The 25,944-nt window shown below is 71.2% G+C and carries 32 protein-coding genes; 8 read left to right on the top strand and 24 right to left on the bottom strand.

All coding sequences use genetic code 11. The annotated features are described in order from the left end of the window. Position 1: 1 nt before the first annotated feature. The 4 genes from ACWDXC_RS42275 to ACWDXC_RS42260 all read right to left on the bottom strand — a co-directional run bounded on the left by ACWDXC_RS42275 (position 2) and on the right by ACWDXC_RS42260 (position 2,656). Positions 2 to 619, bottom strand: a complete 618-nt coding sequence (locus ACWDXC_RS42275) for a rhomboid family intramembrane serine protease (protein ID WP_364182796.1) — start codon at positions 617 to 619, stop codon at positions 2 to 4. Positions 620 to 722: 103 nt separating this feature from the next. Beyond that, positions 723 to 1,487, bottom strand: coding sequence for a crotonase/enoyl-CoA hydratase family protein (locus ACWDXC_RS42270; RefSeq protein ID WP_219508813.1), 765 nt, complete (start codon positions 1,485 to 1,487; stop codon positions 723 to 725). Between the two features lie 8 nt (positions 1,488 to 1,495). Next, on the bottom strand, positions 1,496 to 2,269 hold the full coding sequence (locus ACWDXC_RS42265) for an SDR family NAD(P)-dependent oxidoreductase (RefSeq protein ID WP_364182799.1): 774 nt from the start codon (positions 2,267 to 2,269) through the stop codon (positions 1,496 to 1,498). Positions 2,270 to 2,317: 48 nt separating this feature from the next. Further along, positions 2,318 to 2,656 (bottom strand): STAS domain-containing protein, encoded by a 339-nt coding sequence (locus ACWDXC_RS42260; protein WP_049563214.1) that lies wholly within the window; start codon positions 2,654 to 2,656, stop codon positions 2,318 to 2,320. A gap of 74 nt (positions 2,657 to 2,730) precedes the next feature. Between ACWDXC_RS42260 and ACWDXC_RS42255 the strand changes: the two genes are divergently transcribed. Then, positions 2,731 to 3,765 carry a potassium channel family protein gene (locus tag ACWDXC_RS42255; protein ID WP_219508816.1) on the top strand — a complete coding sequence of 345 codons (1,035 nt, stop codon included), beginning with the start codon at positions 2,731 to 2,733 and terminating at the stop codon, positions 3,763 to 3,765. Here ACWDXC_RS42255 and ACWDXC_RS42250 read toward each other — a convergent pair. From ACWDXC_RS42250 to ACWDXC_RS42235, 4 genes are all read right to left on the bottom strand, one after another. After that, positions 3,741 to 4,487, bottom strand: coding sequence for an energy-coupling factor ABC transporter ATP-binding protein (locus ACWDXC_RS42250; RefSeq protein ID WP_449992242.1), 747 nt, complete (start codon positions 4,485 to 4,487; stop codon positions 3,741 to 3,743). The genes ACWDXC_RS42255 and ACWDXC_RS42250 overlap by 25 nt on opposite strands. Then, positions 4,484 to 5,239 carry a cobalt ECF transporter T component CbiQ gene (gene cbiQ, locus ACWDXC_RS42245; protein ID WP_449992240.1) on the bottom strand — a complete coding sequence of 252 codons (756 nt, stop codon included), beginning with the start codon at positions 5,237 to 5,239 and terminating at the stop codon, positions 4,484 to 4,486. Before cbiQ ends, ACWDXC_RS42250 begins: the two co-directional genes overlap by 4 nt. Positions 5,240 to 5,259: 20 nt before the next feature. Beyond that, complete coding sequence (locus tag ACWDXC_RS42240; protein WP_449992238.1) at positions 5,260 to 6,276, bottom strand: energy-coupling factor ABC transporter permease; 1,017 nt, start codon at positions 6,274 to 6,276, stop codon at positions 5,260 to 5,262. Between the two features lie 73 nt (positions 6,277 to 6,349). After that, positions 6,350 to 8,176 (bottom strand): glycosyltransferase family 2 protein, encoded by a 1,827-nt coding sequence (locus tag ACWDXC_RS42235; protein ID WP_449992235.1) that lies wholly within the window; start codon positions 8,174 to 8,176, stop codon positions 6,350 to 6,352. Positions 8,177 to 8,510: 334 nt separating this feature from the next. Between ACWDXC_RS42235 and ACWDXC_RS42230 the strand changes: the two genes are divergently transcribed. Continuing rightward, positions 8,511 to 8,870 (top strand): hypothetical protein, encoded by a 360-nt coding sequence (locus tag ACWDXC_RS42230; protein WP_449992232.1) that lies wholly within the window; start codon positions 8,511 to 8,513, stop codon positions 8,868 to 8,870. 125 nt (positions 8,871 to 8,995) lie between these two features. Here the strand turns inward: ACWDXC_RS42230 and ACWDXC_RS42225 are convergent, their stop codons facing one another. Continuing rightward, positions 8,996 to 9,136, bottom strand: a complete 141-nt coding sequence (locus ACWDXC_RS42225) for a hypothetical protein (RefSeq protein WP_219508823.1) — start codon at positions 9,134 to 9,136, stop codon at positions 8,996 to 8,998. A 126-nt stretch (positions 9,137 to 9,262) separates the two neighbouring features. Beyond that, positions 9,263 to 9,832: a CGNR zinc finger domain-containing protein gene (locus ACWDXC_RS42220; RefSeq protein WP_449992229.1), complete on the bottom strand. Its 570-nt coding sequence runs from the start codon at positions 9,830 to 9,832 to the stop codon at positions 9,263 to 9,265. 73 nt (positions 9,833 to 9,905) lie between these two features. On the opposite strand from ACWDXC_RS42220, the gene ACWDXC_RS42215 reads away from it, so the two are divergent. The 3 genes from ACWDXC_RS42215 to ACWDXC_RS42205 all read left to right on the top strand — a co-directional run bounded on the left by ACWDXC_RS42215 (position 9,906) and on the right by ACWDXC_RS42205 (position 12,049). After that, on the top strand, positions 9,906 to 10,658 hold the full coding sequence (locus ACWDXC_RS42215) for a class I SAM-dependent methyltransferase (protein WP_357592696.1): 753 nt from the start codon (positions 9,906 to 9,908) through the stop codon (positions 10,656 to 10,658). A 20-nt stretch (positions 10,659 to 10,678) separates the two neighbouring features. Beyond that, positions 10,679 to 10,891, top strand: coding sequence for a PLDc N-terminal domain-containing protein (locus tag ACWDXC_RS42210; protein WP_357592698.1), 213 nt, complete (start codon positions 10,679 to 10,681; stop codon positions 10,889 to 10,891). Positions 10,892 to 10,996: 105 nt separating this feature from the next. Then, positions 10,997 to 12,049, top strand: coding sequence for a serine/threonine-protein kinase (locus ACWDXC_RS42205; protein ID WP_449992225.1), 1,053 nt, complete (start codon positions 10,997 to 10,999; stop codon positions 12,047 to 12,049). Here ACWDXC_RS42205 and ACWDXC_RS42200 read toward each other — a convergent pair. From ACWDXC_RS42200 to ACWDXC_RS42165, 8 genes are all read right to left on the bottom strand, one after another. After that, positions 12,046 to 12,216, bottom strand: a complete 171-nt coding sequence (locus tag ACWDXC_RS42200; RefSeq protein WP_449992222.1) for a hypothetical protein — start codon at positions 12,214 to 12,216, stop codon at positions 12,046 to 12,048. The two genes, ACWDXC_RS42205 and ACWDXC_RS42200, sit on opposite strands and share 4 nt — an antisense overlap. 104 nt (positions 12,217 to 12,320) lie before the next feature. Then, complete coding sequence (locus ACWDXC_RS42195; protein WP_219508832.1) at positions 12,321 to 12,506, bottom strand: DUF5708 family protein; 186 nt, start codon at positions 12,504 to 12,506, stop codon at positions 12,321 to 12,323. A gap of 90 nt (positions 12,507 to 12,596) precedes the next feature. Beyond that, positions 12,597 to 13,148, bottom strand: coding sequence for a dienelactone hydrolase family protein (locus ACWDXC_RS42190; RefSeq protein ID WP_364182827.1), 552 nt, complete (start codon positions 13,146 to 13,148; stop codon positions 12,597 to 12,599). Between the two features lie 21 nt (positions 13,149 to 13,169). After that, positions 13,170 to 14,162, bottom strand: coding sequence for an NAD(P)-dependent alcohol dehydrogenase (locus ACWDXC_RS42185; RefSeq protein ID WP_219508834.1), 993 nt, complete (start codon positions 14,160 to 14,162; stop codon positions 13,170 to 13,172). Positions 14,163 to 14,222: 60 nt separating this feature from the next. Then, the gene (locus ACWDXC_RS42180; RefSeq protein ID WP_219508835.1) at positions 14,223 to 14,882 is read right to left on the bottom strand and encodes a response regulator; all 660 of its coding nucleotides are present in this window, start codon (positions 14,880 to 14,882) and stop codon (positions 14,223 to 14,225) included. Next, complete coding sequence (locus ACWDXC_RS42175) at positions 14,879 to 15,985, bottom strand: sensor histidine kinase (protein WP_449992217.1); 1,107 nt, start codon at positions 15,983 to 15,985, stop codon at positions 14,879 to 14,881. Before ACWDXC_RS42175 ends, ACWDXC_RS42180 begins: the two co-directional genes overlap by 4 nt. A 47-nt stretch (positions 15,986 to 16,032) precedes the next feature. Then, positions 16,033 to 16,911: a class A beta-lactamase gene (gene bla / locus ACWDXC_RS42170; protein WP_449992214.1), complete on the bottom strand. Its 879-nt coding sequence runs from the start codon at positions 16,909 to 16,911 to the stop codon at positions 16,033 to 16,035. 134 nt (positions 16,912 to 17,045) lie between these two features. After that, positions 17,046 to 17,723 carry a hypothetical protein gene (locus tag ACWDXC_RS42165; RefSeq protein WP_364182836.1) on the bottom strand — a complete coding sequence of 226 codons (678 nt, stop codon included), beginning with the start codon at positions 17,721 to 17,723 and terminating at the stop codon, positions 17,046 to 17,048. A 59-nt stretch (positions 17,724 to 17,782) separates the two neighbouring features. Between ACWDXC_RS42165 and ACWDXC_RS42160 the strand changes: the two genes are divergently transcribed. Continuing rightward, positions 17,783 to 18,268, top strand: a complete 486-nt coding sequence (locus tag ACWDXC_RS42160; RefSeq protein ID WP_449992210.1) for a flavodoxin family protein — start codon at positions 17,783 to 17,785, stop codon at positions 18,266 to 18,268. Between the two features lie 49 nt (positions 18,269 to 18,317). Here the strand turns inward: ACWDXC_RS42160 and ACWDXC_RS42155 are convergent, their stop codons facing one another. After that, positions 18,318 to 18,587, bottom strand: a complete 270-nt coding sequence (locus ACWDXC_RS42155; RefSeq protein ID WP_219508839.1) for a hypothetical protein — start codon at positions 18,585 to 18,587, stop codon at positions 18,318 to 18,320. Between the two features lie 50 nt (positions 18,588 to 18,637). Next, positions 18,638 to 20,788 carry a P-loop NTPase fold protein gene (locus ACWDXC_RS42150; protein ID WP_449992207.1) on the bottom strand — a complete coding sequence of 717 codons (2,151 nt, stop codon included), beginning with the start codon at positions 20,786 to 20,788 and terminating at the stop codon, positions 18,638 to 18,640. Between the two features lie 107 nt (positions 20,789 to 20,895). Here ACWDXC_RS42150 and ACWDXC_RS42145 point away from each other — a divergent pair, with 107 nt between their 5' ends. Together ACWDXC_RS42145 and ACWDXC_RS42140 are read left to right on the top strand one after the other, a co-directional pair. Continuing rightward, positions 20,896 to 21,594 carry a hypothetical protein gene (locus tag ACWDXC_RS42145; protein WP_449992204.1) on the top strand — a complete coding sequence of 233 codons (699 nt, stop codon included), beginning with the start codon at positions 20,896 to 20,898 and terminating at the stop codon, positions 21,592 to 21,594. Between the two features lie 2 nt (positions 21,595 to 21,596). Then, on the top strand, positions 21,597 to 22,040 hold the full coding sequence (locus ACWDXC_RS42140; RefSeq protein WP_449992202.1) for a YxiG-like protein: 444 nt from the start codon (positions 21,597 to 21,599) through the stop codon (positions 22,038 to 22,040). Positions 22,041 to 22,089: 49 nt separating this feature from the next. Here the strand turns inward: ACWDXC_RS42140 and ACWDXC_RS42135 are convergent, their stop codons facing one another. The 4 genes from ACWDXC_RS42135 to ACWDXC_RS42120 all read right to left on the bottom strand — a co-directional run bounded on the left by ACWDXC_RS42135 (position 22,090) and on the right by ACWDXC_RS42120 (position 25,803). Next, positions 22,090 to 22,227: a hypothetical protein gene (locus tag ACWDXC_RS42135; RefSeq protein ID WP_449992200.1), complete on the bottom strand. Its 138-nt coding sequence runs from the start codon at positions 22,225 to 22,227 to the stop codon at positions 22,090 to 22,092. Positions 22,228 to 22,465: 238 nt separating this feature from the next. After that, complete coding sequence (locus tag ACWDXC_RS42130) at positions 22,466 to 22,915, bottom strand: Imm8 family immunity protein (RefSeq protein WP_449992198.1); 450 nt, start codon at positions 22,913 to 22,915, stop codon at positions 22,466 to 22,468. A 6-nt stretch (positions 22,916 to 22,921) separates the two neighbouring features. Further along, a complete protein-coding gene (locus ACWDXC_RS42125; RefSeq protein WP_449992195.1) occupies positions 22,922 to 24,586 on the bottom strand; it encodes a hypothetical protein in 1,665 nt (554 codons plus the stop codon). Positions 24,587 to 25,443: 857 nt separating this feature from the next. Then, a complete protein-coding gene (locus tag ACWDXC_RS42120; RefSeq protein WP_449992191.1) occupies positions 25,444 to 25,803 on the bottom strand; it encodes a hypothetical protein in 360 nt (119 codons plus the stop codon). Positions 25,804 to 25,944: the final 141 nt, after the last annotated feature.

Below are 25,944 nucleotides of genomic sequence, written 5' to 3'. Positions count from 1 at the left end.
GTCAGACGAGTGGCCTGGGCTGCTGCCTGCGCAGCACCCAGGCCGCCACCACACCGCCGACCAGCCCGAACAGGTGGCCCTGCCAGGAGATCCCCGGCTGGTTGGGCAGCACGCCCGCGAGGATCGACCAGTAGGCGATGCCGACGCCGACCGCGATGACGATGTCGAGCAGGAGCCGGTCGAACAGGCCCCGGGCCAGGATGTAGCCGAAGTAGCCGAACACCAGCCCGCTGGCGCCCACGGTGACCACGTCGGGGCTGGTGAACCAGGTGCCCACGCCGCCGATGACGATGATCAGCAGGCTGGCCAGCAGAAACTTGCCGATGCCGCGCAGCGCGGCCAGAAATCCGAGGACCAGCAGCGGCAGCGAGTTGGCGATCAGGTGCCCGAAGCCGATGTGCAGGAACGGCGCGAAGAAGATCCCCGACAGCCCCGCCGGCTCCCAGCCGACGATGCCGAAGCCGTCCAGGGCGCCGAACATGAAGTAGTCGACGATCTCCACCGCCCACATGACCGCGAGCAGGCCCACCATCAGGAGAAACGCGGCCAGCGCGCCCGACAGCAGCGCCCCCGCGCCGCGCTTGGCCGACTCGAACGGGGACCTCGAATAGTCGCTCATGCGCTCTCCCAGGTGGACGACTCCCTTTTTACCGTACGTACGAACCGGCCCGAGTGCGTGAAAAGCCCCCTCCCGGGCGGGAGGGGGCTGGGTCGTCCGCGGGCTATTCGCCCTTCCACTGCGGAGCGCGCTTCTCGGCGAAGGCCGCCGCGCCCTCCATCGCGTCCTTGGAGCCGAACACCGGGTTGATGATCGCGCCCTGCCGCTTGAACATCTCGTCGAGCGGCCAGTCCTGCGACTCGATGATCACCTTCTTGGTCGCGGCGAGCGCCAGCGGCGCGTTCGCGGCGATCTTGCGAGCCAGCTCCAGCGCGCCTTCCAGCGCCTGTCCCGGCTCGGTGATCCGGTTGACCAGGCCCAGCTCGTACAGCCGCGAGGCCGGGTAGTGGTCGCCGGTCAGCGCCATCTCCATCGCCACGTGGTACGCGATCCGCCTCGGCAGGCGCATGATGCCGCCCGCCCCGGCCACCAGGCCGCGCTTGGGCTCCGGCAGGCCGAACGTGGACTCCGACGAGGCCACGATCACGTCGCACGACAGGGCCAGCTCGAAGCCGCCCGCCAGCGCGTAGCCCTCGACGGCCGCGACGATCGGCTTCTTCGGCGGCGACTCGGTCAGGCCGCCGAAGCCGCGTCCCTCCACGACCGGCATGTCGCCCGTCAGGAACCCCTTCAGGTCCATGCCCGCGCAGAAGGTGCCGCCCGCGCCGGTCAGCACGTACGCGGAGACGTCGGGGCGGGCGTCGAGCGCGTCCAGCGCCTCGGCGATGCCCCGGGCCACCGCGCCGTTGACGGCGTTGCGCGCCTTGGGGCGGTTGATGGTGAGCACGGCGACGCCGCCGGACTCCTCGACGAGCACTTCGTCGGACACGGGCCCTCCTACTTGGGCTGGAAGCGGATGCCGCCGTCGAAGCGGATGACCTCGGCGTTCATGTAGTCGTTCTCCACCAGGGAGCGCACCAGGTGGGCGAACTCGCCGGCACGGCCCATGCGCTTGGGGAACACGACCGGCGCCACCAGCTTGGCCTTGAACTCCTCGGCGTTGCCCGAGAAGCCGTAGATGGGGGTGTCGATGATGCCGGGGCAGATCGTGTTCACCCGGACGCCGATGGCGGCCAGGTCGCGGGCGGCGGGCACGGTCATGCCGACGATGCCGCCCTTGGAGGCGCTGTAGGCGAGCTGACCGGTCTGTCCCTCCAGCGCGGCCACGGACGCGGTGTTGATCACCACGCCGCGCTGGCCGTCCTCGTCGACCGGCTCGGTCTTGGCGATGGCCGCCGCGCCGATGCGCATGAGGTTGAACGTGCCGATCAGGTTGACCTCGATGACCTTGCGGTAGGTCGCCGGGTTGTGCGGCTCGCCGTTGCGGTTGACGGTGCGCTCGGCCCAGCCGATGCCGGCGCTGTTGACCAGCACGCGCAGCGGCTTGCCGGTGGCGACGGCCGCGTCCACGGCGGCCTGCACCTGCTCGTCGTCCGACACGTCGGTCTTGACGAAGACCCCGCCGAGCTCGTCGGCCAGGGCCTTGCCGCGCTCCTCGTTGAGGTCGGCGATGACCACGGTGGCGCCGGCGCGGGCCAGCTCGCGGGCGGTGGCCTCGCCGAGGCCGCTCGCACCGCCGGAGATGATTGCTGCGGATCCGTTCACGTCCATAGCACGGACCCTAACCCGGCTACCGAATGAAGTTCTACTCGGGGGCGGTTAAATTCCCCCCACGGCGCTGTCCACATCCGAATAGACCTTGATCCGCCGGTCGAGCCCGGTCGTGCGCAGGATGCGCGCCACGGGCGCCTGAGGGGCCGCCAGCGACACCCCGCCGCCCTCGCCGGTGGCCAGCCGCCAGGCCTCGATGAGCACCGAGAGCCCGCTGGAGTCCATGAACGACAGCTGCTGGAGGTCGAGCACGAGCCGGGCGCTGTCCTGCTTGATCGCGTCGCGCACCTCGTCACGGAGGAACGGTGCGGTGAACAGATCGAGCTCCCCCGCAACGGCCACCACCACGGCGTCACCGAGGGCGTGTCGCGCAAGCCGCAGCTTCATTTGGCCCCTCCTCGATGAGCCACTGTACTTCCCCTTGCCCTGATACCGGGCACGCACAAACTACGATCACCGGTATGCATGAGGATGAGCCGGCACGGGGTGTCCGCCTGCCCGAGGCCCGTCTCAGCCCGCTGCGGGCCGTGCTGCGCCGGATGGCGATCGCCCTGGCGATGCTGCTCGCCATGTTCGTGCTGGTAGCGGTGGATCTCGACGGCTACCGCGACAGCGCCGACGGCGACGTCAGCCTGCTCGACGCCCTCTACTACGTGACCGTGTCGATCTCCACGACCGGCTACGGTGACATCACCCCGGTCAGCACGGCGGCCCGGGTGGTCAACATCGTCGCCGTCACGCCGCTGCGGATCGCCTTTCTGGTCGTGCTCGTGGGCACCACGCTGGAGGTGCTCACCCGGCGCACCCGCGAGGCCATACTCATCGAACGCTGGAGGGGCAGGTTGCGCGACCACACGGTGATCGTCGGCTACGGCACCAAGGGCCGCGCCGCGAGCCGCACGCTGCTGGAGAACGGCTGCCCCAAGGAGTCGATCGTCGTGGTCGACCCCGATCCGGGCGTCGTGGCCGAGGCGTCGGCCCACGGCTTCGCCGGGATCACCGGCGACGGCAGCCGCAGCCACATCCTCGACCTGGCCGGGATCAGGCAGGCGCGCGAGGTGATCATCGCCACCCGGCGCGACGACACGACCGCGCTGGTCACGCTCACCGCCCGCAGCCTCAACCCGGGCGCGACGATCGTGGCCGCCGTCCGCGAGGCCGAGAACGACCCGCTGGTCCGGCAGAGCGGCGCCGACGTGGTGATCACCTCCTCGGAGGCGGCCGGCCGCATGCTCGGCGTCGCCACCCAGAGCCCCGCCGTCAGCGCGCTGATCGAGGACCTGCTCGTGTACGGCAAGGGCCTGGACCTGTACGAGCGGCCGGTGCGCGCCGACGAGGTGGGCGGCCCGCCGGCCCGCGGCGAGGAGATCGCGGTGGCCGTGGTGCGCGACGGCCGGATGCTCAACTACACCGATCCTGAGGCCGCCGAGCTGCGGGCGGGCGACCGCCTGGTGCTCATCCACGTGCCGCCTCAGCCCGGGATGGCGAACCCGTAGGGCAGCTCCAGCCGGTGGCTGGACAGCAGCTCCTCGTCGGCCAGCAGCTCGCGGGTGGGCCCGTCGGCGGCGATCACCCCGTCCGACAGGATGAGCGAGCGCTCGCACAGCTCCAACGCGTACGGCAGGTCATGGGTGACCATGAGCACGGTCACGTCCAGCGAGCGCAGGATCTCGGCCAGCTCCCTGCGGGCCGCCGGGTCGAGGTTGGACGACGGCTCGTCGAGCACCAGGATCTCCGGCTCCATCGCCAGCACGGTCGCCACCGCGACCCGGCGCCGCTGGCCGAACGACAGGTGGTGCGGCGGCCGGTCGGCGGCCTCCAGCATGCCGACGCGCTCCAGCGCGCTCTTGACCACGGCCTCCAGCTCCTCGCCGCGCAGCCCCGAGTTGGCCGGGCCGAACGCCACGTCGTCGCGCACGGTGGGCATGAAGAGCTGGTCGTCGGGGTCCTGGAAGACCAGGCCGACGCGCTGCCTGATCTCCTTGAGCGTGTCGCGGCGCACCGGCGTGCCGGCGACCGTCACCGTGCCGTGCCCGGCCGTCAGGATGCCGTTGAGGTGCATGACGAGCGTGGTCTTGCCGGCGCCGTTGGGGCCGAGCAGCGCCACCCGCTCGCCGCGCCGGATCGTCAGGTCCACGCCGTAGAGGGCCTGCGTGCCGTCGGGGTAGGCGTAGGCGAGGCGGCTGACTTCGAGGGAGTTGAGCGTGGGTCGCGTCATAGGGAGAGCCCCAGAACTGCCAGGGCCGCGGCGGGGAGGGCGAGCGCGGCCCCCCACTGCACGGCAGATGCCGAAATATCGTCAATTATCGGCATCTGGCCGCTGTAGCCGCGGCTGAGCATCGCCAGATGCACCCGCTCGCCGCGCTCGTACGACCGGATGAACAGCGCCCCCGCCGACCGCGCGATCACCGGGGCCTGCCGCAGATTGCGCGCCTCGAACCCGCGTGACTCACGGGCGACCCGCATCCGCCGCATCTCATCCATGATCACGTCCAGGTAGCGCAGCATGAACATGGCGATCTGCACCAGCAGCCCCGGCACCCGCAGCCGCTGCGCCCCGAGCAGCAGCGCCCTCGGCTCGGTCGTCGCCGCCAGCAGGATCGAGGCCACCACGCCGAGCGTCGCCTTGGCCAGGATGTTCCAGGCCGCCCAGAGCCCCGGCGCGCTCAGCGACATCCCGAGCACCACGGTCCGCTCCCCCAGCCCGATGACCGGGATCAGGAACGCGAACAGCACGAACGGCAGCTCGACCACCATGCGCCTCGGCACGTACGCGACCGGGAGCCTGGCCACGGCCGCCACCCCGGCCAGCAGCAGCGCGTACGCGGCGAAGGCCCAGAACCGCTCGCGCGGCGTGGCCACCACCACCAGCGCGAAGCCCAGGACGGCGAGCAGCTTGCACTGCGCGGGCAGCCGGTGCACCGGCGAGCCGCCCGGCAGGTAGAGCCGGTGCGCGTGCCCCGATCCCACCGGCTCCACCGCCTCCCGACTCAGACCCGTGTGCGGTCGCGCCCGCGCGCGGCCCAGGCCACGACCCCGGCGACGAGCAGGGTGATGCCGACGCCGATGACTCCCGCGACGCCCACGGGGATGCCGCCGACCTCACCGTAGTCGGCCAGCGCCCAGCTGCCGAACAGGTGGTCGGCCGCCTGGCCCAGGAAGCCCTTCTCCTCGGCCACCGACTCCAGCCCGTCGGGATCGGCGGAGGCGTAGGACGACACCAGCCCGGCCAGCACCAGCGTGACGCCGAGCGCGCCGAGCACGAACGGCCTGCCGCCCCTGGCGGGCACCGGCCGCCCGGCGCTGTCGGGCTCCTGGCTCACCACGGTCGTGCCGTCGGCGCCGCGCAGCTCCAGCGGCCTGGCCAGGCCCCGCGCGCCGTACACCAGGTCGGGCCGGACCGCGAGGACGGCGCCGACGGTGAGCGCGGTGATCAGGCCCTCGCCGATGCCGATGAGCACGTGCACGCCGCCCATCGCGGCCGCGACCGTGCCGAGCTCGATCGGCGCGGTGCCGCCGATCCAGAACAGCACCGTGAACACCAGCGCGGAAGCCGGCACCGACAGCAGCGAGGCGACGAACGCGGCGGCGGTCACCCCGCCCCGCCCCGGCGCGACCCTGGTGATCGCCCGGAAGACGCCCCAGCCGACGAGCACGGTCACCAGACCCATGAGCGTGATGTTGACGCCCAGCGCGGTGAGCCCGCCGTCGGCGAAGAACAGCCCCTGCACGATCAGCACCACGGCCATGCACAGCACGCCTGTGTAGGGTCCGACGAGTATCGCCGCCAGCGCCCCGCCGAGCAGGTGGCCGCTGGTCCCGGCCGCGACGGGGAAGTTGAGCATCTGGACGGCGAAGATGAAGGCGGCCACCAGCCCGGCCATGGGCGCGGTGCGGTCGTCGAGCTCGCGCCGGGCGCCGCGCAGGCACACCGCGACTCCCGCGGCGGCCACCAAACCGGCCGATACGGACACTGCTGCGTTGAAGAAGCCATCGGGGACGTGCACGACCAGCCTCCGGATGCAGGTGAGCAAACGTACCTACTTTAGGTCATCGGCTTGCACCTGCATATGGGTGGCATTAGCGCATGATTCTTCGGATCACCGCCCGCGCGCTGAGCTGCCGCACCACCGCGCTCAACCGGCCCTTGCCGGACGTCGCGTACGGGCGGACGCTCAGCAGCGCGATCCCGCCCAGCCAGCGGCGCGGCGCGGCCACCGTCGCGGCCTCGGTCTCGACCCTGAACCGCGCGGGCGGGCCGCCCAGGTCCAGCTCCAGGTAGGCGTCCCAGGTGCCGGGCGGCAGCCTGCCCACCGCCGGCCGGGCCACGAACCCGCCGCCGGGCAGCGCCGCCACCACGTCGGCGCGCTCGCGCCCGCTGCCGCGCTCGCGCCACACCAGCCGCCGCACGGCCTCCTCCGGCGGCACACCGCCGGCGACCGTGATCTCGCCGTCGATCACCAGCCGCCGCCCGAGCGACCACCTGGTCCTGGTGATGCGCACGCTCCCCGGCACCCCCACCACGTAGCCGCCGACGTCGACGCTGAGGTTGCCGTTGTCGCGCGTGAAGTACGGCAGCACCGCCGCCGGGCCGATCAGCCGGGGCGCCGGGAGCACCAGGGCGCCGTCGCGGTCGGCGCCCAGCCTGCCGGTGCGCAGCACGCCCTCGCGCTCGGCCGACACCCGCACGTCCCAGATCCCGGAACCGAGCGCCCGCGCGTCGACCCGGGCGGTGTAGCGGCGGCCGGGCTCGGCGCTCTCGCCCGGGTCACCCGGCCGGGCGCGCACCACCAGCTCGCGCCGGGGGTCGTCCCGGGTGCGCAGCACCAGCGACACCGCGTCGGGCACGCCGATGCCCTCCAGGTCGACCGCCACCGTGACCGCCAGCCGGTCGCCGTCCCAGCACAGCCCGGTCAGCTTCCGGCGCACGGTGGCGCCCTCCAGGTCGGCCAGCCGCGCCAGCCGGTCCACGTCGCCGAGCGCCGCCAGCCGCTGCCGGTCGGTGCCGGTCAGCCCCCGGTAGACGCCCGGCGTGAGCCACTGGTCGCACAGCCCGGCCACGGCCTGCGCGATCTCCTTGCGCCGCACCTCCCCCGCCTCCAGGAAGGGCGCGCCGAGCTGCGCGAACACGTCGAGCCTGAAGTGGCGCAGCAGCAGATGGTCGCGCAGCGGCCCCGGCGGGACGTGGTCGGTCATGAGCCCGATCGGCCCGCGGATCATGTGCAGCCAGGCCAGCGGGTCGCGGCTGTCGGGCTGCTGCATGATGCTGCTGCCGTCGGCCCTGGCCACCAGGTGGTAGCAGTCGTAGTCGGCGACCACGGAGATCGTGCCCGCATGGCAGTAGGCGTGCACGGTGAAGTAGATGTCCTCGCCGACCAGCAGGCCCTCGCGGAACCTGATCCGGTGGCGCTCCAGCATCTCCCTGCGGAACAGCTTGAAGCAGCTCAGGCTGTTGTAGACGGCGCTGGCGCCCAGCTCGGCGCGGTCGGCGTTGTGGTGGAACATCGACGCCGGGGCCCGCCGCCCGTGCCCGACGATCTTGCCGAGCACGATGTCGGAGCCGTTGGCGTCGGCCACGGCCACCATGCGCTCCAGCGCCTCGGGGCCGAGGTAGTCGTCGGCGTCGCAGAAGAACACGTAGCGACCCGCCGCGTGGTCGAGCCCGACGTTGCGGGGACGGCCCGCGCCGCCCGAGCCTTCGAGCCGGATCACCTTGAAGCGGTCGCGGTGGTATTCGGCGTAGAGGCCGAGAAGCTCGGCGGTGCCGTCGGTGGAGCCGTCGTCGACCACGACGATCTCCGCGGCCACCCGCTGCACGAGCGCCGAGGTGAGGCACCGGTCCAGGTACGGCCGGCAGTTGCGGGCGGGGATGACGATGCTCACGTCCACCGTGTCGTCCTTCACCATGGCCACCACCAACCCGCACCCCGGAGCGTCACCATCCGCATCCGCCTCGTATCAGTATGTGACCGACGGCCCCGGCGGCGTGGGCGATCGCCAGTCTTGGTGCCCCGGATTTACTCAGCCGGACGATTGCCGCATTCACTCGATAAACCCAGGTAAGACGACTAAGCGCCGTATTTAACCCCCACCGAATCGGCTTCAGGGGCGCTGTTTTCCCCCTCGGGAGAAGAGAAGTCCTCCGGGGGCACAGACCCGTACCTCCAGAATCCGAGCGTGATCCACGGATCGCGATTGCGCGTCTACAGTGAGGCAACCTTTGACGGTGGAGGTGGCGGGTATGGAAACAGATCTCCGGCGGACGGCGGGCAACGGGTCGGCCGTGCACACGGCAGAGTTCATCGTTTCCTCAGCGCGACTGGGAGAGCTCTTCGAGTGCTCCGAAGTGTTGCGCCGGACCCGGCAACGGGCCGAGCAGATCGTCGACGACGCGGGGGCCATGCTGGCCGAGGCCCGGCGCGAGGGCGATGCCGACCGGGCGCTCATGCTGGCCGAACAGCTCGACGAGGCACGGCGGTCCTACGCCAAGGTGCTGAAGGCGTACATGATCCTGACGCGCAGGATCAGCGACGAGCGGCAGGAGATCCTCCAGGCCCAGATAGAACGCGACAAGCATGCGGACTTGTCGGGTGCCGCCTGATTTCTCAGTGGAGATGGCCATTTATAGACTTGCGTGAACCTTTGTGACGTGGGGGACGTCAATACATCACAAAGCGGGCTCCAGCTCCCCGGGCCGCCCCCGGGGAGCTGGAGCAGGGGGATCCGTCACGGATCGACACCCAGCTCTTCGGTCTCGGCGTCGAGCAGCCGCTCCACGAGCTGGCGCCGCTGCTCGGGAGTGAGGCGCACCGGCCACACGGCAGGCAGCATCAGCACGTCGCCGTTCGACATGCCGACCAGGTTCACGGGGAATGGTGGGGAGGGGGTCACAGTGGCGCCATTCTGGCACGTCAGAAGGGCGCACGAGCCTTATTCGCGTCCTCTTTCCTGGCTGGCACTCCAGGCCGGGATGATATTTCCGGATGTGTCGGGCTAGACAGTCTTGCTGCGCGCTCTGAATGCCGCGGTCTTGACCCGGTTCTGGCAAGGAGTTGAACAGAACCGGCGCGTTCCGTTACGCGAGACGTCCACGTAGACCCGATCGCAGTGCGGCGCGGTGCACACCCCGAGCCGGTCGTGAAACTCGCTCCCCAGCACCAGCGCCAGCCCGGTGGCGCAGCTCGCCGCCCAGTCGCCCGCCATCGTGCCGCCGGTGCCGTGGAAGTGCAGGTGCCACGGCTCGCCGTCGTGCCGCTGCAGCATCGGCCTGGCCCGCGACTCCTCCAGCAGCGCGTTGACCCGCAGCGCCGCCGTGTCCACGTCGTCCGCCGCCACGGCCTCGAAGACCTCCCGCAGCCGCAGCGCGACGGCGACCAGCTCGGCCGCCTCGGCCTCGGTCGCCGGGCGGTGGCCCGGATAGCCGACGCGCAGCCCCTCGGTGGCCGCCGCGACGGTGTCGGCGGGCGGCGGCGCGGGCCGGCCACGCCGCTCGCCCGGGGTCAGGCAGTTGACCAGCCCGACGGCGACCCGGACCACTCCGTCCGTGTGACTGTTGAAGTTCAATTGACCAGTTACACCTTTGCGCTCTAGTCTGTGACTGCTGAAAGCATAAACGACAGTCACGAGGAGACCTACTGTGCTCACCCACGATGCCGCACTCGCCTGGCTCGCGCGCTGGGACCGCCAGCAGGCGGGCTACCTTCCCGACCGCGAGGAGCGCTTCACCGCCCTGATCGACGCCGTGGAGGCGCTCGACCGGCCCGACCCCCTGGTGATCGACCTCGGCTGCGGCCCCGGCTCGCTGTCCGCCCGCCTCGTCGAGCGACTGCCCAAGGCCCGGGTGATCGCCGTGGACGCCGACCCGCTGCTGCTGGGCCTCGGCCGCGCCGCCTACCCGCACCTGACGTTCGTGGCCGCCGACCTGCGCACCCCCGGCTGGACCGCCACGCTCGGCCTCGACCGCCCCGCCGACGCCGCCGTGAGCACCACCGCCCTGCACTGGATCTCCCCGCCCGACCTGCGCGCGATGTACGGCGAGCTCGCGAGCGTGCTGCGGCCCGGCGGTCTCCTGCTCAACGGCGACCACCTCGACTCCGACGACGTCACCCCCGGCCTGGCCCGCCTCGAACGCGCCATCCACGACACCCAGACCGAGCGCGTCTTCGCCGGCGACCACCCCGAGGACTGGCGCGCCTGGTGGGACGCGGTCGCCGCCGACCCCGACCTCAGCGCGCTCAACGCCGAGCGGACCACCGCCGGCGCCGACCACCGCGGCTCGGAGTCCAACCTGCTCTCCCACCACGTCACGGCGCTGCGCGAGGCCGGCTTCAGCGAGACCGGCACGCTGTGGCAGCGCGGCAACAACCGCCTGCTCTGCGCCATCCGATAGCGTGATTTATCATCACGTTCATGGCGAAGCAGTGGCGTGAGCTGAGCAAAGGGCAGCGGACGGCGATCGGCGCGCTCACGGGCGCGCAGCTCGCCCTCCTGGGCGCGGCGCTGATCGACCTCCAGCGCCGGCCCGCCGCCGAGATCAAGGGCTCCAAGCGGGCCTGGCGCGCGGCGGTCTTCGTCAACTTCGCCGGCCCGCTCGCCTACTTCGCCTTCGGCCGCAAGCGCTGACCACCGCCCGCCGCACCGCGGGCAGCCCTTCCCCGATTGCCCCGCCTACGCCTCCCTTCCCCGATTGCCCTGCCTACGCCGGGGGGATCTTGATATAAGAGCTGGATGGTCTCCGCCCCCCGGCCCCTGAGCCAGTCCGACCCGGCGCGCGTGGGCGCCTACCAGGTGGAGGCCCTGCTCGGCGAGGGCGGCCAGGGCGCCGTCTACCTCGGCCGCGACCCGTCAGGCCGGCCGGTGGCGATCAAGGTGCTGCACGCCCGGCTCGTCGCCGAGCACCGCCGCCAGTTCGTCCGCGAGCTCGACGCCGCCCGCAGCGTCGGCTCGTTCGGCACGGCACGGGTGCTCGAAGCCGACGTCGACGGCGACCGGCCCTACATCGTCAGCGAGTACATCCCCGGCGAGTCGCTGCAGCAGCTCATCAGCCGCGACGGCCCCCGCGACGCGGGCGGGCTGCGCCGCCTCATGCTCGCCACCGCCGCCGCGCTGCAGGCCATCCACCAGGCCGGGATCGTGCACCGCGACTTCAAGCCGGGCAACGTGCTGCTCGGCCCCGACGGGCCCCGGGTGGTCGACTTCGGCATCGCCCGCGTGCTGGAGGCGACGGCGACCCAGACCAGCTCCGTCGTCGGCACCCCGCCGTACATGTCGCCCGAGCAGCTCGGCGGCGAGCCGGTGGGGCCGGAGTCGGACGTGTTCTCCTGGGCCGTGTCGATGGTGTTCGCGGCGACGGGCCGGCCGGCGTTCGGCCAGGACAGCATCCCGGCGGTGTTCAACCGCATCCTGACCCAGCCGCCCGACCTCACCGGGGTCCCCCAGGACGTACGGGACGTGCTGGCCGACTGCCTGGCCAAGTCGCCGGCCGACCGGCCGACGGCCGGCGAGCTGCTGCGCCGCATCCTGGGCCAGGACGAGGAGGCCGCGCCCGCCCGCCGCGCCGGCCGTCCGGTGACGTGGGCGTTCGTCACGCAGATGGCCGCCGTCGTCGTCACGCTCGTGGTGGCGCTCGCCGCCGACTACGGCTACGAGCCCGATCCCGGGGGCGGCTTCTCGCCGGCGCCGTTCCCGTGGGTGGCGAGCGGGGTGCCGTTCTGGCCGATCATGTTCGTCTGGATCGCCGGCGGGGTGGCGGCGGTCCTCTTCCTGAGGAGGCGCGGCTAGATGGAGGTGACCACGCTCGTCCTGATCCTGGCCGTGTGCGGCGTCCTGGCCTGGATCGTCCTCGCGCGCGGGCGTGACTTCCTGGCCCGCAACCGGCTCCTGACGGCGGTGGCGGTGCTGCCGCTGCAACCCTTGCTGGGCCTCGCCCTGGTGGCGCTGGTCGTCACCCGGTGGGACGTGCTGGAGATCAGGGGGATCGCGCTGGGCCTGGTCGCCTACGTCAACGGGCTGGTCGCCTTCGCCCTGACCACGGCGGTGCAGGACCGGCGGCTCAGGACTCGGCGCGCATCCGGTAGAGGCCCCACAGCGCCTCCAGCGCGCCGATCACCATCATCACCACGCCGATCTTCGACGGATTGAACACCACGATCTCGACATCGAGCCCGAACTGCCACAGCAGCAGCCCGCCGACGAAGACGGCGAGGCCGGTGAACAGGTTCTTGCGGCCGGGAGCCATGACGGAGCCTCATTTCGATCATGCCTGCTGAGGTCTCCTACGCTATTGACTCCCTGGTGGGCGGGCTTCCTGCGCGCTGACGAGATCGGCCTACATCTTTCGATGCAGGAACGCCAGCGCCCGCTCGGTGAGCAGCTTGGCCGCGCCCGCGTCGTAGGAGGGCAGGCTGCTGTCGGCGAACAGGTGACGCCCGCCCGGATAGAGGAACAGCTCCGCGCCGAGCGCCCTGGCGGCGTCGAGGTCGCCCTCGCCCGCGAAGAACGGGTCGGCGTCCATCCCGTGGACCTGGACCGGCACCTCGGCGGGCCAGTCGTCGGCGGGCAGGCACGCCTCCAGCAGCAGCGCCCCCTTCGCCCCGGCCCTGGTGCGCGCCAGCGTCTGCGCCGGGACCACGCCCAGCGAGAACCCGGCGTAGACCAGCTCCGGGGTCAGCCCTTCGGCGACGGCCCGCCCGCGCTCGACGAGCGTGCCGAAGCCGATCTCCTGCGCGTGCGCGGCCCCCGCCTCCAGGTCGTCGAAGACGCGGCCCTCGTAAAGGTCGGGCACGTGCACGGTGTGCCCGGCCCCGCGCAGCTCGTCGGCGAAGGCCAGCACCCCCGGGGTCAGCCCGAGCGCGTGGTGGAACAGCAGCACGTCAGTCATGCGGCCCAGCATGTCCTACGGCTACGACAATCCGCTGACGACGACCTTGCCCGTGACGCGCCCCTGCTCCTGGTAGCGGACCGCCTCGGGGATCTCCTCGAACCGGAAGCGCCGGTCGATCACCACCCTGACCTCGCCGCCCTCGACGAGCGCGGCCAACGTCCGCAGGTTCGCGCCCATCTCCTTGCAGCCCACCACGTCCACCAGCGCCACCCGCTGCGACACGAACGGCGCCACCGCCAGGAGCGCGAACATGCGCCCGGCCGGCTGCAGCCACCGCCCGCCCGGCCCGCCGACGAGCACGTGGACGCCCTTGCGGGTGAGCGCCCTGCGGCACTCGGCGCCCGTACGGCCGCCCGCGTTGTCCACCAGCACGTCGTAGCGTCCCTCGTGGCCGGTGAAGTCCTGCTTGGCCCGGTCGAGGACCTCGTCGGCGCCGAGCGACCGGACCAGGTCCAGGTTCCGCTCGCCGCACACGCCGGTGACGTGCGCCCCGTACGCCTTGGCGAGCTGCACCGCGAACGTGCCGACGCCGCCCGACGCGCCGTTGACCAGCACCCGCTGCCCCGGCCGCACCCGGCCCACGTCGCGCACCGCGAGCAGCGCGGTCCCGGCGGCCAGCGGCAGCGCCGCCGCCTCCTCGTACGACAGGCCCGCGGGCATCGGCGCGAGATCCTTCTCCGGTACGCACACGTACTCGCCGAAGCCGCCCTGCTGGGGCATGGCGAACACGTCGTCGCCGGGCCGGAAGCCGGTGACGCCGGGGCCGATGGCCTCGACCTGCCCGGCGACGTCGGCGCCGAGCACGGTGATCTTCGGCCCGCGCAGCCCCAGCGGGCCGGGCATCAGCCGGGACACGCGCGGCTCCCCGCGCATGAGGTGCCAGTCGTAGGGCTGGACGGACGTGGCGCGCACGCGGACCAGCACCTCTCCGTGCCCCGGCACCGGGGTGGGCAGCTCGGTGAGCTGCAGGACGTCGGGCGATCCGTACGAACGTAAGACGTATGCCTTCATGTCCCACAGTGTGGGCGCGGCCCCCTGAGGGGGGTAACGGCCGAAAGGACCAGCGCCTCGTCAGCCCATCGGCCGGTTCCCCGCCCGGTTCGTCTCGTACGCCCACATGGCGATCTCGACGCGGTTGCGGACGCCGAGCTTGGTCATCAGGTTCGCGACGTGGCTCTTCACCGTGCTGAGCGTGATGCGCAGCTCGTCGGCGATCTCGCTGTTGGTGCGCCCGCGCGCCACGGCCGCGAGGATCTGCTCCTCGCGGTCGGTCAGCGGCTCGACGGGCGGCGCGGGCGGCGCGGCTCCGGCGAAGGCGGCCAGCAGCCGCACGGTGACGCTCGGCGCGATGAGCGCGTCGCCGCCCGCCGCGGCCCGGACCGCCTGCGTGAGCAGCTCGGTCCCGGCGTCCTTGAGCAGGAAGCCACGCGCGCCGGCCCGCAGCGCGGCGTGCACGTACTCGTCCAGGTCGAACGTGGTGATGACGACGACGGCGAGCGGGTCGGGGACGTCCGGCCCGGCGAGCGCGCGGGTCGCCTGGATGCCGTCCAGGTAGGGCATCCGGATGTCGAACAGGCACACGTCGGGCCGCAGCCGCCGCGCCAGCTCGACGGCCCGCCGCCCGTCGCCCGCCTCGCCGACGACCTCGATGCCGGGCTGGGCGTCGAGGATCATCCGGAGCCCGGTGCGGGTGATCTCCTGGTCGTCGGCGACCAGCACGCGGATGCTCACGTGGCCGCCTCCGCCCGGGGCAGCACCGCCGACACGGTCCAGCCGCCTTCGCCGGGCCCGGCCTCGAAGCTGCCGCCGAGCAGCTCGGCGCGTTCGGCCATGCCGAGCAGCCCGTACCCGGGGGTGGCGGCGGGCCCCGGCTCGCCGTCGTCGCTGACCCGCAGCCGGACGGACGTGTCGTCGGCGGTGACCCGGATCGCGATCCGGGTGGCGTCGCGGGCGTGACGCCGGGCGTTGGTGACCGATTCCTGGGCGATGCGGTAGATCGCGGCGGTCGTGGCCGGCTCCAGGCCGTCGAGGTCGCCTGCCAGCTCCACCTCGACGCGCGGTCCGCCCCGGGCTTCGGCGAGCTGTTCGAGATCCGCGAGATGCCCGGTGGGCGGGGGGTCGCCGGGTTCGTTCCGGCGCAGGACGCGGACCATCGCCCGCATCTCCTTGAGCGTGCGCGACGCCTCCGCCTCGATCACGCGCAGCGACTCGGCCGCCGCGTCGGGCGTGCCGGTCGCCAGCCCCGCCTGCGCCCTGATCGCCATGGCCGAGACGTGGTGGGCGACGGTGTCGTGCAGGTCGCGGGCCAGCCGCTCACGTTCGAGCAGCTTCACCCGGTCGAGCTCGCGCGCCCGCGCCCCGGCCCGGTAGCGGAACGCCACGCCGAGCGCCACCACCGCCACCATCAGCGAGAACGCCCCCACCGCGTCGGCGAGCGGGGTCCGCGCCGGCACCGTCGAATAGCCGATCGACGCCAGCATGACGACCAGCCCCGCGACCGCCTCCCGCCCCGACCCCCACCGCACCAGCGCGTAGGGCAGGAACAGCAGATAGGCCATCGTGTACGTGGACGTGTCGCCGCCGGCCACCAGCGGCGCCAGCCCGGTGACGCCGAACGCGATCACCAGCATCAGCAGCGGCCGGGTCCGCCGCCACAGCAGCGTCGGCACCAGCCCGACGGCCACGACGATCGACGCGGCCCGCCACGGCAGGTCCGGCCGCAGCAAGCCTTCGAGCAGCGCGACCGGCGCGAGCACCCCCACGAGCACCCAGTCCCGCCACACCCGCCGGGGCGGGTCGACCGGACGCGGCTCGTCCCACATGGAACGACGCACCCCGCCATCGTACGGACGGCAGCCGGTTTCCGGCACCTCGGGATATGTCAGAGTTTGCCGAGGGCGCGGGCCAGGGCGGTGGCCGTCCTCGCGATGGTCCGGTTGTCGGTGGGCAGGCCCGGCGTACGGTTCGTGTAGATCGCCATGATGATGGGCGCGGCCCCCTTGCCGGGCCAGACGACGGCGATGTCGTTGCCGCCGCCGAACCCGCTGGAGTTGGTCCCGGTCTTGTCGCCGACCTTCCAGCTCCGGGGCAGCCCGGCGCGGATGCGCTCGGCGCCGGTCTTGCTGGCCAGCAGCCAGGCGATGAGCTGCTCGCGGTCCTTGGCGTGCAGCGCGTTGCCCGTCGCGAGCAGGCGCAGGTCCCCCGCCATCGCCGCGGGCGTCGTGGTGTCGCGCTTCTCCTTGGGCGTCCAGTCGTTCAGCCCGGGGTGCGTGCGGTCCATCCGCGAGACCGGGTCCCGCAGCGTGCGGAAGTAGCGGGTCAGCCCGGCGGGGCCGCCGATCTGCCTGAGCAGCAGGTTGGAGGCGGTGCCGTCGCTGCGCGTCACCGCCGCCGCGCAGAGCCGGGAGACGGTCAGGCCGTGCTTGAGATGCTTCTCGGTGACCGGCGAGTTCGGCGTCATGTCGGCGGCCGTCCACTTGACGACCTGGCCCATCAGCCCCGGCTGGCGGGTGCGTGCCTTCTGCAGCACGGCCGCGCACAGCGGCGCCTTGAACGTCGACAGCATCGCGAACCGCTCGTCCGCCCGGTACGCCACGGTCCGGCCGGTGCCCGTGTCGACCGCGTACGCGCCGATGCGTCCTTGGAACGACGCCTCCAGCTTGCGCAACTCCTTCGCGACCTGACCGGTGTCCGCCGACGCCGTGCCCGTGACGCCGCCGCTGACCAGAAGAACCGCCAGCGCGGCCCGGAGATATCGCATGCCTTCATCCTCTCGCGCCCGGCGCAGGACCGGACGACGGGTCGAACGCGGGGGTCGGGCGCGGGTTGCACGGGAGGCCAGGCGGGGTGGGACGGGGGGCCGGACGCGCGGCCAGGCGGAGGTCGGACGCGGGGTCAGACGCGTTCCTCGTGCGGCTGGTCGGCCACCTGCTGCGCGCCGGAGTACGCCGCCTCCCGCACCTCGCTCAGCCATCCGGCCTGCCGCATCCCCGGCACGGGACGGCGTACGGGATCGAAGCGGGTCGGCCGCTCGGCGTCGGTCCGCGCCGGACCGGCCACCTCCACCTGCCCGAACACCTCCCACGGCCCCGCCGGGGCCGCGACCAGCAGATCCAGCAGCAGCGGCCCGTCCGCCACCGCCCGGGCGAGCGCGTCGAACCTGGCCGGCAGCCGCCGTCCCGCTCTCGGCAGCGCGCCGATCAGCACCCGCCGCCCGCCCACCTCGTACGAGAACAGCGAGCTGTAGAGGCCGGGCGCCCACGCCCGGGCCGGCCTGAGCAGGCGCCGCCCGAGCACGGTGTGACCGGTGCTGGCCAGCAGCAGGTCGGACTGCTCCCAGCGCAACGCGATCCCCAGGATGTCGGGCAGCGGCGGCGGCACCCCCGTGGACCGGGAGAACCGGGCGATCCCCTCCAGATCCATCCGCCGGTCGAGGAACTCCGCCCCCCACACCCGGCCCGTCCCGTGCACGCGCAGCCGCGCGTCGAGGACGAGCCCGGCCGGATGCAGCGGACGTCCCCGTCGCAGGCGCGCCGCGGCGCCGAACCCTGACCGCACGAGCGATGTCACCATGCACCCCCTGCTACCCCGCACTCCCCTCCGGAACCCCCCGGCCTCCCGCTGACCACGGCATGCGGCGTGAAAGTATCGGCAGCGTGTCGCAAGAAGCCCGCCGGCTGCTGATCGTCCACCACACCGCCTCGCCCGCGCTGCACGAGCTCTTCGAGGCCGTGCGGCGCGGCGCCACCACCGACGAGATCGACGGCGTCGAGGTCGTCACCCGCGCCGCCCTGCACGCCACCGCCGTCGACGTGCTCCAGGCCGACGGGATCCTGCTCGGCACCCCGGTCAACATCGGCTACATGAGCGGAGCGCTCAAGCACTTCTTCGACACCGTCTACTACCCGTGTCTGGAGGAGACCCGCCGCCTGCCGTACGGCCTGTACGTGCATGGCAACAACGACCCGACGGGCGCGGTCCGCGCGGTGGAGTCGATCGCCACCGGGCTCGGCTGGGAACGCGCCCACCACCCGGTCACCGTCGTCGGCGCCCCGGCCAAGGCCGACCTCGAAGCCTGCTGGACCCTCGGCGCAACCCTCGCCGCCACCATCAGCTAACCCTCAACCCGCCACCCATAGCTCTCCAGCCGTCTCCTCGGGTCTGCCGTCAGGAGTCGCCCCACGGTGGGGTGGATTGGGCGTCCATGAAGGTCTTGAGCTGCTTGACCTTGTCGACGCAGGCGGGGCAGACGTGGCGCGCCACCGCCCGGGCCGCGGCCTCCGGCGACGGCTCGCGCAGGGCGCCGGAGATCGTCATGCCCAGCGGAAGGTTGGTGTCGGGGTCCATCATGACCGTCATGACGGTCGCGGGCGTGTAGCCGAAGGTGCGCTTGCACATATGGCATCTGCCGATGGTCGTGATCTGCTCGTCAGCCATGGAGCGTCGCCCTCCTCCACCGCACCGTACAACGCCCGGCCCCGCAGCGGTCAGTCGCCGGCTCCGGAACATGCGCGGATCTGCTCGGGAGTCAGCTCGGCGCCGGGCACGGCGTGCAGCACGTCGTGCAGGTCGGCCGAGGCGGCCAGCTCCCGCAGCGCCTCCGGGAGGTCGTCGCCGCCCGACCGGTCCATGAGCCGCGTGATGTCGTCGGGGTGCGCTTCGAGGTGATCGGCCAGCTCCGGCCAGCGGATGCGGAGCAGGGTCCACAGGGCCAGGGTGTCCGTCGGCACCACGCTGCCTTCCAGCACGCGTACGGCCCGCAGCACGGTGTAGGTGTTGACGAACCGCTTCATCGCCCTCGGATTGCTGTGGAACAACCGGGCGAACCTGGACAGGGCGTGATGCGCCAGGTCCTGGACGTCGGCGTCGAGGATGCGCTCGACCGCCTGCGACGCCACCGCCTGCCGCACCTCCGGGTCGGCCTTCTCCAGCACCTTCAGCACCTGGGTCTCGTCGCCGCTCCGGTCGAGCTCCGCCCTGACCCGCGCGGCCCCGGCCGGCGACGGCACCGCGGCGGTGCCGAGCAGCCGGCCGAAGTACTGGTCGCGGCTGGTCGCGCCCAGCCTCGGCATCGGGACGCTGAGCTGGAACAGCTTGTCCAGGAACAGGTAGCCGAGCGGACGCCCGGGCGCCGACACGGCGGGCTTGAACGTCTCGTACGCGTTCTCGTAGGCGCAGCGCAGCCAGGCGCCGTCCATCGCGACGACGAAGCTGGGCGCGTGGTGCTTGGAGTGCTTCCAGCGTTCCGGCACGTCCCGCAGCAGCGTCTGCACGGAGTCGAGGAAGTTGACCACGTAGTCCGCGTTGCACCGGTCGAGGTCCTCGATGAGCACGACGATCGGCCGCCCGGCGTGCCGGACCAGCCAGGAGAGGTGCTCGGCGACGTCGTTCATGGGATCGTGGTGCGACTCCTCGAAGGAACGGGCGCGTCGCGCCGACGCCCACATCGCGTACCTGCTGACCAGCACTCCGGCCGTCCACAGCCCGCCCAGGGTGCCCAGCAGCGTGGTGGCGGTCTTGAGCGTGGGCTCGATCCCGCCCACGGCGCCCGACCCGAACAGCGACACGAGAAGCAGCGCCGCGCCGACCAGCAGCAGGCCGGACACCACCTGCGGGGCGCCGTCGCGCCGCACCCGCGCGACCAGCTCCCGTACGAGGAACGCCGGACGCCTCCGGCGCGGCCGGGCGGCGACGACCGCCTTCCGTATCGCGGTCAGCAGCGCCCACCACGGCGGCTCGATGCGCACGTGCCGCCAGGTGTCGAAGAACACCACGAGCGAGTCGCTCCGCAGATCGGCGGCGAGCAGCTTGAGCAGCGTGCTCTTGCCCGTGCCCCAGGACCCGTCCACGTGCACGAGGAACGACGAGCCCGGGGTGTCGGTCCTGGCCTGGCGTAACTGCCGGGCGAGCACCCCGGCCAGGGCGGCCCGTTTGAGCAGGTCGTGGTCCGCCGGGGCGTCGTTCACCCATTCCGTACGCTCCCGCCCCCGGACGCCCTCGTCCTCGGGCTCCCCCCGCGAGCCGCCGGCCGGTGGGGCTTCCTGGGCGCTGATGAGCAGATCGAGCTCCGGCGGCAGCATGCTCCTGAGCGAGTCGACCGAGCGCATCAGGCCGATCTGGCGCTTGGCATCCGACGCGACCATGATGCCGAGCACCGCCTGGCGTTCGTGGCTCCAGACCGGCGCCCCGGAATATCCCGCCGTGAACCCCGAACCGGTGGACGCCTGCACCTGCACGAACCCGCTCGGCAGCGGCCCCACGACCTGCCCGAACGTCCAGACGCCTGCCTCGTGATCGCTGGGGAACCCGTACACCGCCACCTGCTGGTCCGGCAGCACCCCCGACGCGAGAGGCACCGGCCTGGCCCCCGGCACCGCGGCGGCCGCGTCCAGCCGCAGGACCGCGAGATCCCCCTCCTGGGTCGACGACCAGAACACGACCTCCGCGCCCACCGGCCCGCTCCCCAGGAACGGGAAGTCCACCTCCACCGCCGTCGGCGGCCCCTCGTCCCAGCCCCCGAACAGATGCGCGCACGTCACCACGAGGTCGGATGCGACCAGCACGCCCGCGCCCCTGCTCCGGCCGTTGGCGACGCGCACGACAGCCCGCTCCATCCCGGCCTCTCCAGGTGCGCTCACGCTCAGAATCGTCCCAGAACGCGGACTCCGGGGAAGGGATACGACCGCATGTCTACGGTGTTCCGTACGAGACACCCGTTCGCCCGTTCCCCAGGAGGAGCCTTCAGATGACCACCCCCCACTCTCCAGCGGCCGGCGAACTCCTCGACCCCTTCGGCACCCTGCGCCGCGCCCTGTGGATCGGCGGCGGCCAGTGGGCCGGAAAATCGACGGTGGCCCGCCTCCTGGCCGAGCGCCACGGCGTCACCGCCTACCACTACGACTACCACGACGCACGCGCCCACAACGACCGCCGGATCGCCCGCCGAGTCGCCCACGGCGACCCCGACCCCGGCCGCGCCCCCGACCCGGACCGGACGTGGGTCCACCCCACCCCCGAGGAGATGGCCGCCGAGACCCTGGCCGGCTTCCCCGTCCGCTTCACATGGGCCCTGGACGACCTGCGCGCCCTCGTCTCCGGCCACCCGATCATCGCCGAAGGCTGGGGCCTGCGCCCGGAACTCGTCGCCCCCATCGTCGACTCACCGCGCCGGATGATCGTCATGGTGCCCACCCCCGAGTTCCGCCGGCACCAGGCCCGGACGCTCCCCCGAGCCGCCTCACTCGGGCACCTCGTCACCGACCCGGCCCGCGCCCAGGCCAACCGCCTCGCCCGTGACCGCCTCGTCGCCGAGGACGCCGTACGCACCGCCCGCGACCTGGGCATCCGCGTACTGGAAATCGACGGCTCCCACGACGCCGCCACCACCGCCCGGACGGTGGCCGACCACTTCGCCCCCTACCTGCCGAAGCCGCTGAACCCGTGAACATGGCTGAGCTGAGACAGGCCCTGGACGACACCTTCGATCACGCCCTGCTCTGCCACGGCTTCATGCACCACAACCGCGACTACCAGCTCGTGATCCAGCCGCTGGTGACGCCCCGAGCCGAGACCGTCAACCTGCGCTACGTGTTCCGGCACTGCGTCCAGGCCACCTGCGTGACCGCCCTGCCGCCCCACACCTGGGCAGTCTCCCTCGACGACCGGCTCACCACGGACGAGCCCGGCGAGCTCGACGGACACTACTGGGGCGTGAACTGGCAGATGCTCTATCCCGGCGCCACCCTCATCACCGACTCACCGGCCGCGCGACACTGGACGGAAGCCGTCGGCATCGACTTCCACGAGGTACGGATCGAGACCAACGTGCACGACCTCACCCTGATCTTCTCCGACCTCCAGATCAGCCACATCGCCCACCACGACAACTGACGCCGTGCGGCAGGCGCCCGCGCGCAGCCAGATCGAGGAGCTGGACGCGCTATTTACGGCTGCGCAGCAACACGACGGTCAGCCAAATAGCGGTAGGCAGAAGAAGCAGCACCACCATGACGCCCACCGCGAGATCAAGGGCGCCGTCGCCCATCGGCGAGGAGATGAAGGCGTCATCGTCTTCCACCCGGCGACGGTATCGAAGGAGAGACCCGGTGTCACGGCCCACACCAGCAACCGGATCTACCGCCGCACAGCCCTATAACGCTTGAGCAGAGCCGTCACCCTGTCAGGGTCACGGGCGCCGTTCAGCTCGTCGAGCAGGTCATCAGGGCACAGCTCATAGAGATCGCCCCACCACCGGCGCACCTTGTTGTCCCAGATCCGATAGCCGCCAGGCACCCCCCTCGCCACGTAACGCCTCCTCACCACCCGGCATCATCCTCGAACTCCCACTCTCCGATCCGGCCGATCTTCAAGGCCAGTTCACTCCACGTAGGCGCCTCCAGCACGGCAATCCGATCGCTCAGCCACTCGGTCACCTTGTCGGGATGAAGCTCGCCAACGAAGAGCCAGTGCCGGCCAATCAGAAACGGATGATCCTTGAGCTGCTCAGCCAAGGCCGACGGAGTGCAGACGGTGAGCTGGAATCGTTCCTCCCCTCGCTCTCCCTGAGGACCGACATACATTTCCAGAAGCATGCAGCCGTGAGCCGGATCGCCACCCGCCCCGAGATCGACCCAACGAAACTCTCCCACTCGCGCTCTCACAGCCCCATGATCCCTCAAGACAAGCCGTCGTCCGGGCACCACGGGACTGAACGCGGACCATTCCAGATCCAAGTACGCGCCGCCTTCCATCTCGACGAAGGACATCGCGCACTACCCCACCCTCCTAACCGGATAAACAAGAATGAGATCCACCCCCGGCCGCGTATACAACCGCAACTGATAGCGGCCCGCCCCATTACGCGCGAGATTGGGAAATCGCACGTTGCTGGCCGACAACCTCTGCATCACCAGGCGACCCGATTCGCTGACGATTTCCGCCTCGACCACCTTGTCCCAGCCCTTGCGCCGAAGAGGCGGCGGGGCCGAACGCAATGCCTTCGCCGTGACGCAGACCGACCAATCCTGGCTGGGCGTGAAGAACAGCGCCAGCTGCCCGCTGACCTCCATGGCGCCGGGCGGGTCCGCCTCCCAGATCACCTCCGCATCGCTCCCGGTGTCCGCTTCCGCGTCGTAAATGCCGTAGGGCTGGCCGTCCCAGTCGTAGTAGGACGCGGTCGCCTGGAATCGAGTACGCAGCGCGGGCCAAGGGTCTCGGCACAGGGCGTCCTCTTTACGCGCCTCGCGCTTCAACTGGTCGCGTACGGCCCGGTCCTTCTCCGCCTCCTGCTGGTTTATCTGAGCGGTGGACAGCAACAACTCCGGATGCTTTCGCCCGATGACGTCCGGACAGAGCAGCGCGAGCAACGCAGGCCGTGCCCTGACCGGCTCCCCAGCCGCGAACCTGATGCACGCCCCTCGGCCCCTGCTGAGCAGTTCCTGGTCCGAGACATCCCGATCAGGCTTTCTCACGTTGCACAGATAGGCCCGTTCACGCTCATGAACAGGGAGGTCCGCAACTCGCGGCGGCCCCGGCCGCGCCAAGCACTCCGTGAAGTCGATGCTCTGCCAGGAATAGGTGAGCCGCGGCTCGGTCTCGGACCCGACGACCATCAGCAGGGGAACCATGGCCGCAGCCCATACCCCCGTCGGCACCCGGAAAGGCGTCTCCCGCCCCACCTCACGGTCCAATTCATGTGCGGTACGCGCCAGCCAGACGACGTAAAGCACATTCATGGCCTCGGCGATCGACTCGATCGTGCTCCCGCGCGTAAGGGAATCCACCAGCACGACGAGGAACGCACTCCCGAACGTGCCCCAGCCGATGTACTGCGTCGCCCGAGACCAACGCCCGTCACGCCTCTGAGCGAGCAGAAGCATCACCATCACGACGAACCCGGCCACCCCCGCAACCAAGAGAGTCGCGCCGTAGGCCGGGCTCACGAACCGCCGTAGGACCGAATCATCCGCCAGCCGGGCCACCAGCGGCAACACCGACTCCGCCACCCCGAACACAAGCAGAGCCAGCCGAAACAGCCGCCCCGACCCGGCGAACACCACCGCCAACAGCACGAGCGCCGGCACCCAGAGCACCAGCCCGATGATCACCTCGACCGTGTCAGGCAGAAACGAGGGAATCATCAGCCAAGCGACGTTGGCGTACAGCAGCGTCCGCAGCCACACACCCGCCCGCCCCAACGGCGCACCCGCCGGCCCAGGCCCCCGCAGAACCTGCCAGAACAACCACGCGTTCACCAGCCCGACCAGCAGCAGCCCGCCGAGCACCGGCACCAGAGGAGACGCCCCGACGCTCGAACTGGGCGGAGACCACATGGTGACCAGCCAGGCCGGCGTCGCAGTGCCGACCACCAAACTGACGACGATCGCACCGAGCGTGATGACCAGGGAGACAGAAGCTGCCCAGCGGTATAAGCGCATAATAAACGATGATCGTAGTGCACTTCATCAGCCCGAAAGCCCGACCCCCGCAGGCGAATATCCTGCCATTGACGGCCCATTCGAAAAGCACAATGCCCGCCTCTTTTCCAGAGGCGGGCATCGGTGAAGGTCAGGGCAGGAACACAGGGGTCATCCCTACGCGTCCTGGCACCACATCCAGCCGTGGTCCGAGATCCAGCAGCGGTAGTACCCGTCATGCTGCATGGCCTGAGCGGGGGCGCTCGCCATTCCGATCGTAAGGACGGTGGTGACAGTCATCAGTGCGACAGCAACGAACTTTCTCATGGAGCTCATGCAACACGAGCATTCTTGAAAGCCTCTTGTATCCAACTGCAATGGCGTACGTCACAGCACGCTCGCACGGGTGACCACGCCCCTGCCCGCCGTCAAACGGTCAGCACGATCGTCCAGCGGCGCTCCCGGCTACCACTCGCCGCGAGGGGTCGCAGCCGGATCGCAGGCTTGGTCTGCAGCACGACCGGCTCCTTACGATCCTCCCGGACCACAGCTTCAGCCCTTCGTAGCCGGACCGCAGGCACTCAACCGACAGCCGCCGAGAGGCCGCAGCCGGCTGATGTACGCCTCACCCGCCATGGGATCGATGGAGGAGAGCACCGATATCGCGCCTCGGGTGAGTTGAAAGGAGTGGATGCCGACTGGCTACTGGACGTCCTCGTACGCGCCCTGCGGCTCATCCTCGAAAAGCCAGACCAGTTCCGCCAGCTCAGGGTTCTCCACGTCGGGACCATACTCAAGGACGACCCATGGGCACCGCCCTCCGGGAGGCTACGTGGAGGGTGCCGATTCCGCCGTCACTGGCCGGCGCTTCAGGCGGGTCACCAGTGATCCCACCCATGCCAGCCGTACCAGTTCCCCATGAGATGCCGGTAGGAGTCGTCGGCCGTCTCCTCAGGCTCCCCCACGGGCAGGAGGACGAAGTTGGTGTTGCTGTCGATGGCCCACGCCTCACCGATGAGACAGGCACTGCCGGGGACGTATTTTGAATCCTCCAGCCTGAGGTAGGGAAAGGCGTCGCAGATCTGATACAGCCCCACCCACTGGCAAGTGGAATCGCGTGACGTTTCGGCCGTCGCCGTTCTGGCGTACGCTTCCAAGCTCGGCTTCGAAATCGTGAACCGGGGCCATAACGAGGCATCCGTCACCAAGGCAACCGCGACACCCGCGACGATGAACACGGGTACCAACCAGCGCATTAATCGAGGCTGTGCCGTACCGTTGCTTTGAATCGCCCCGGCTTTGGTGGAGACCTCAGCGGTTGATTGCTAGGGCTTCGTGGGGATGGTGGTGAGCGTAGTAGATGGCCTCGAACTCGTCGG

It is taken from the genome of Nonomuraea sp. NPDC003214 (assembly GCF_053590035.1).
This window is presented reverse-complemented; position numbering and strand designations above follow the sequence as displayed.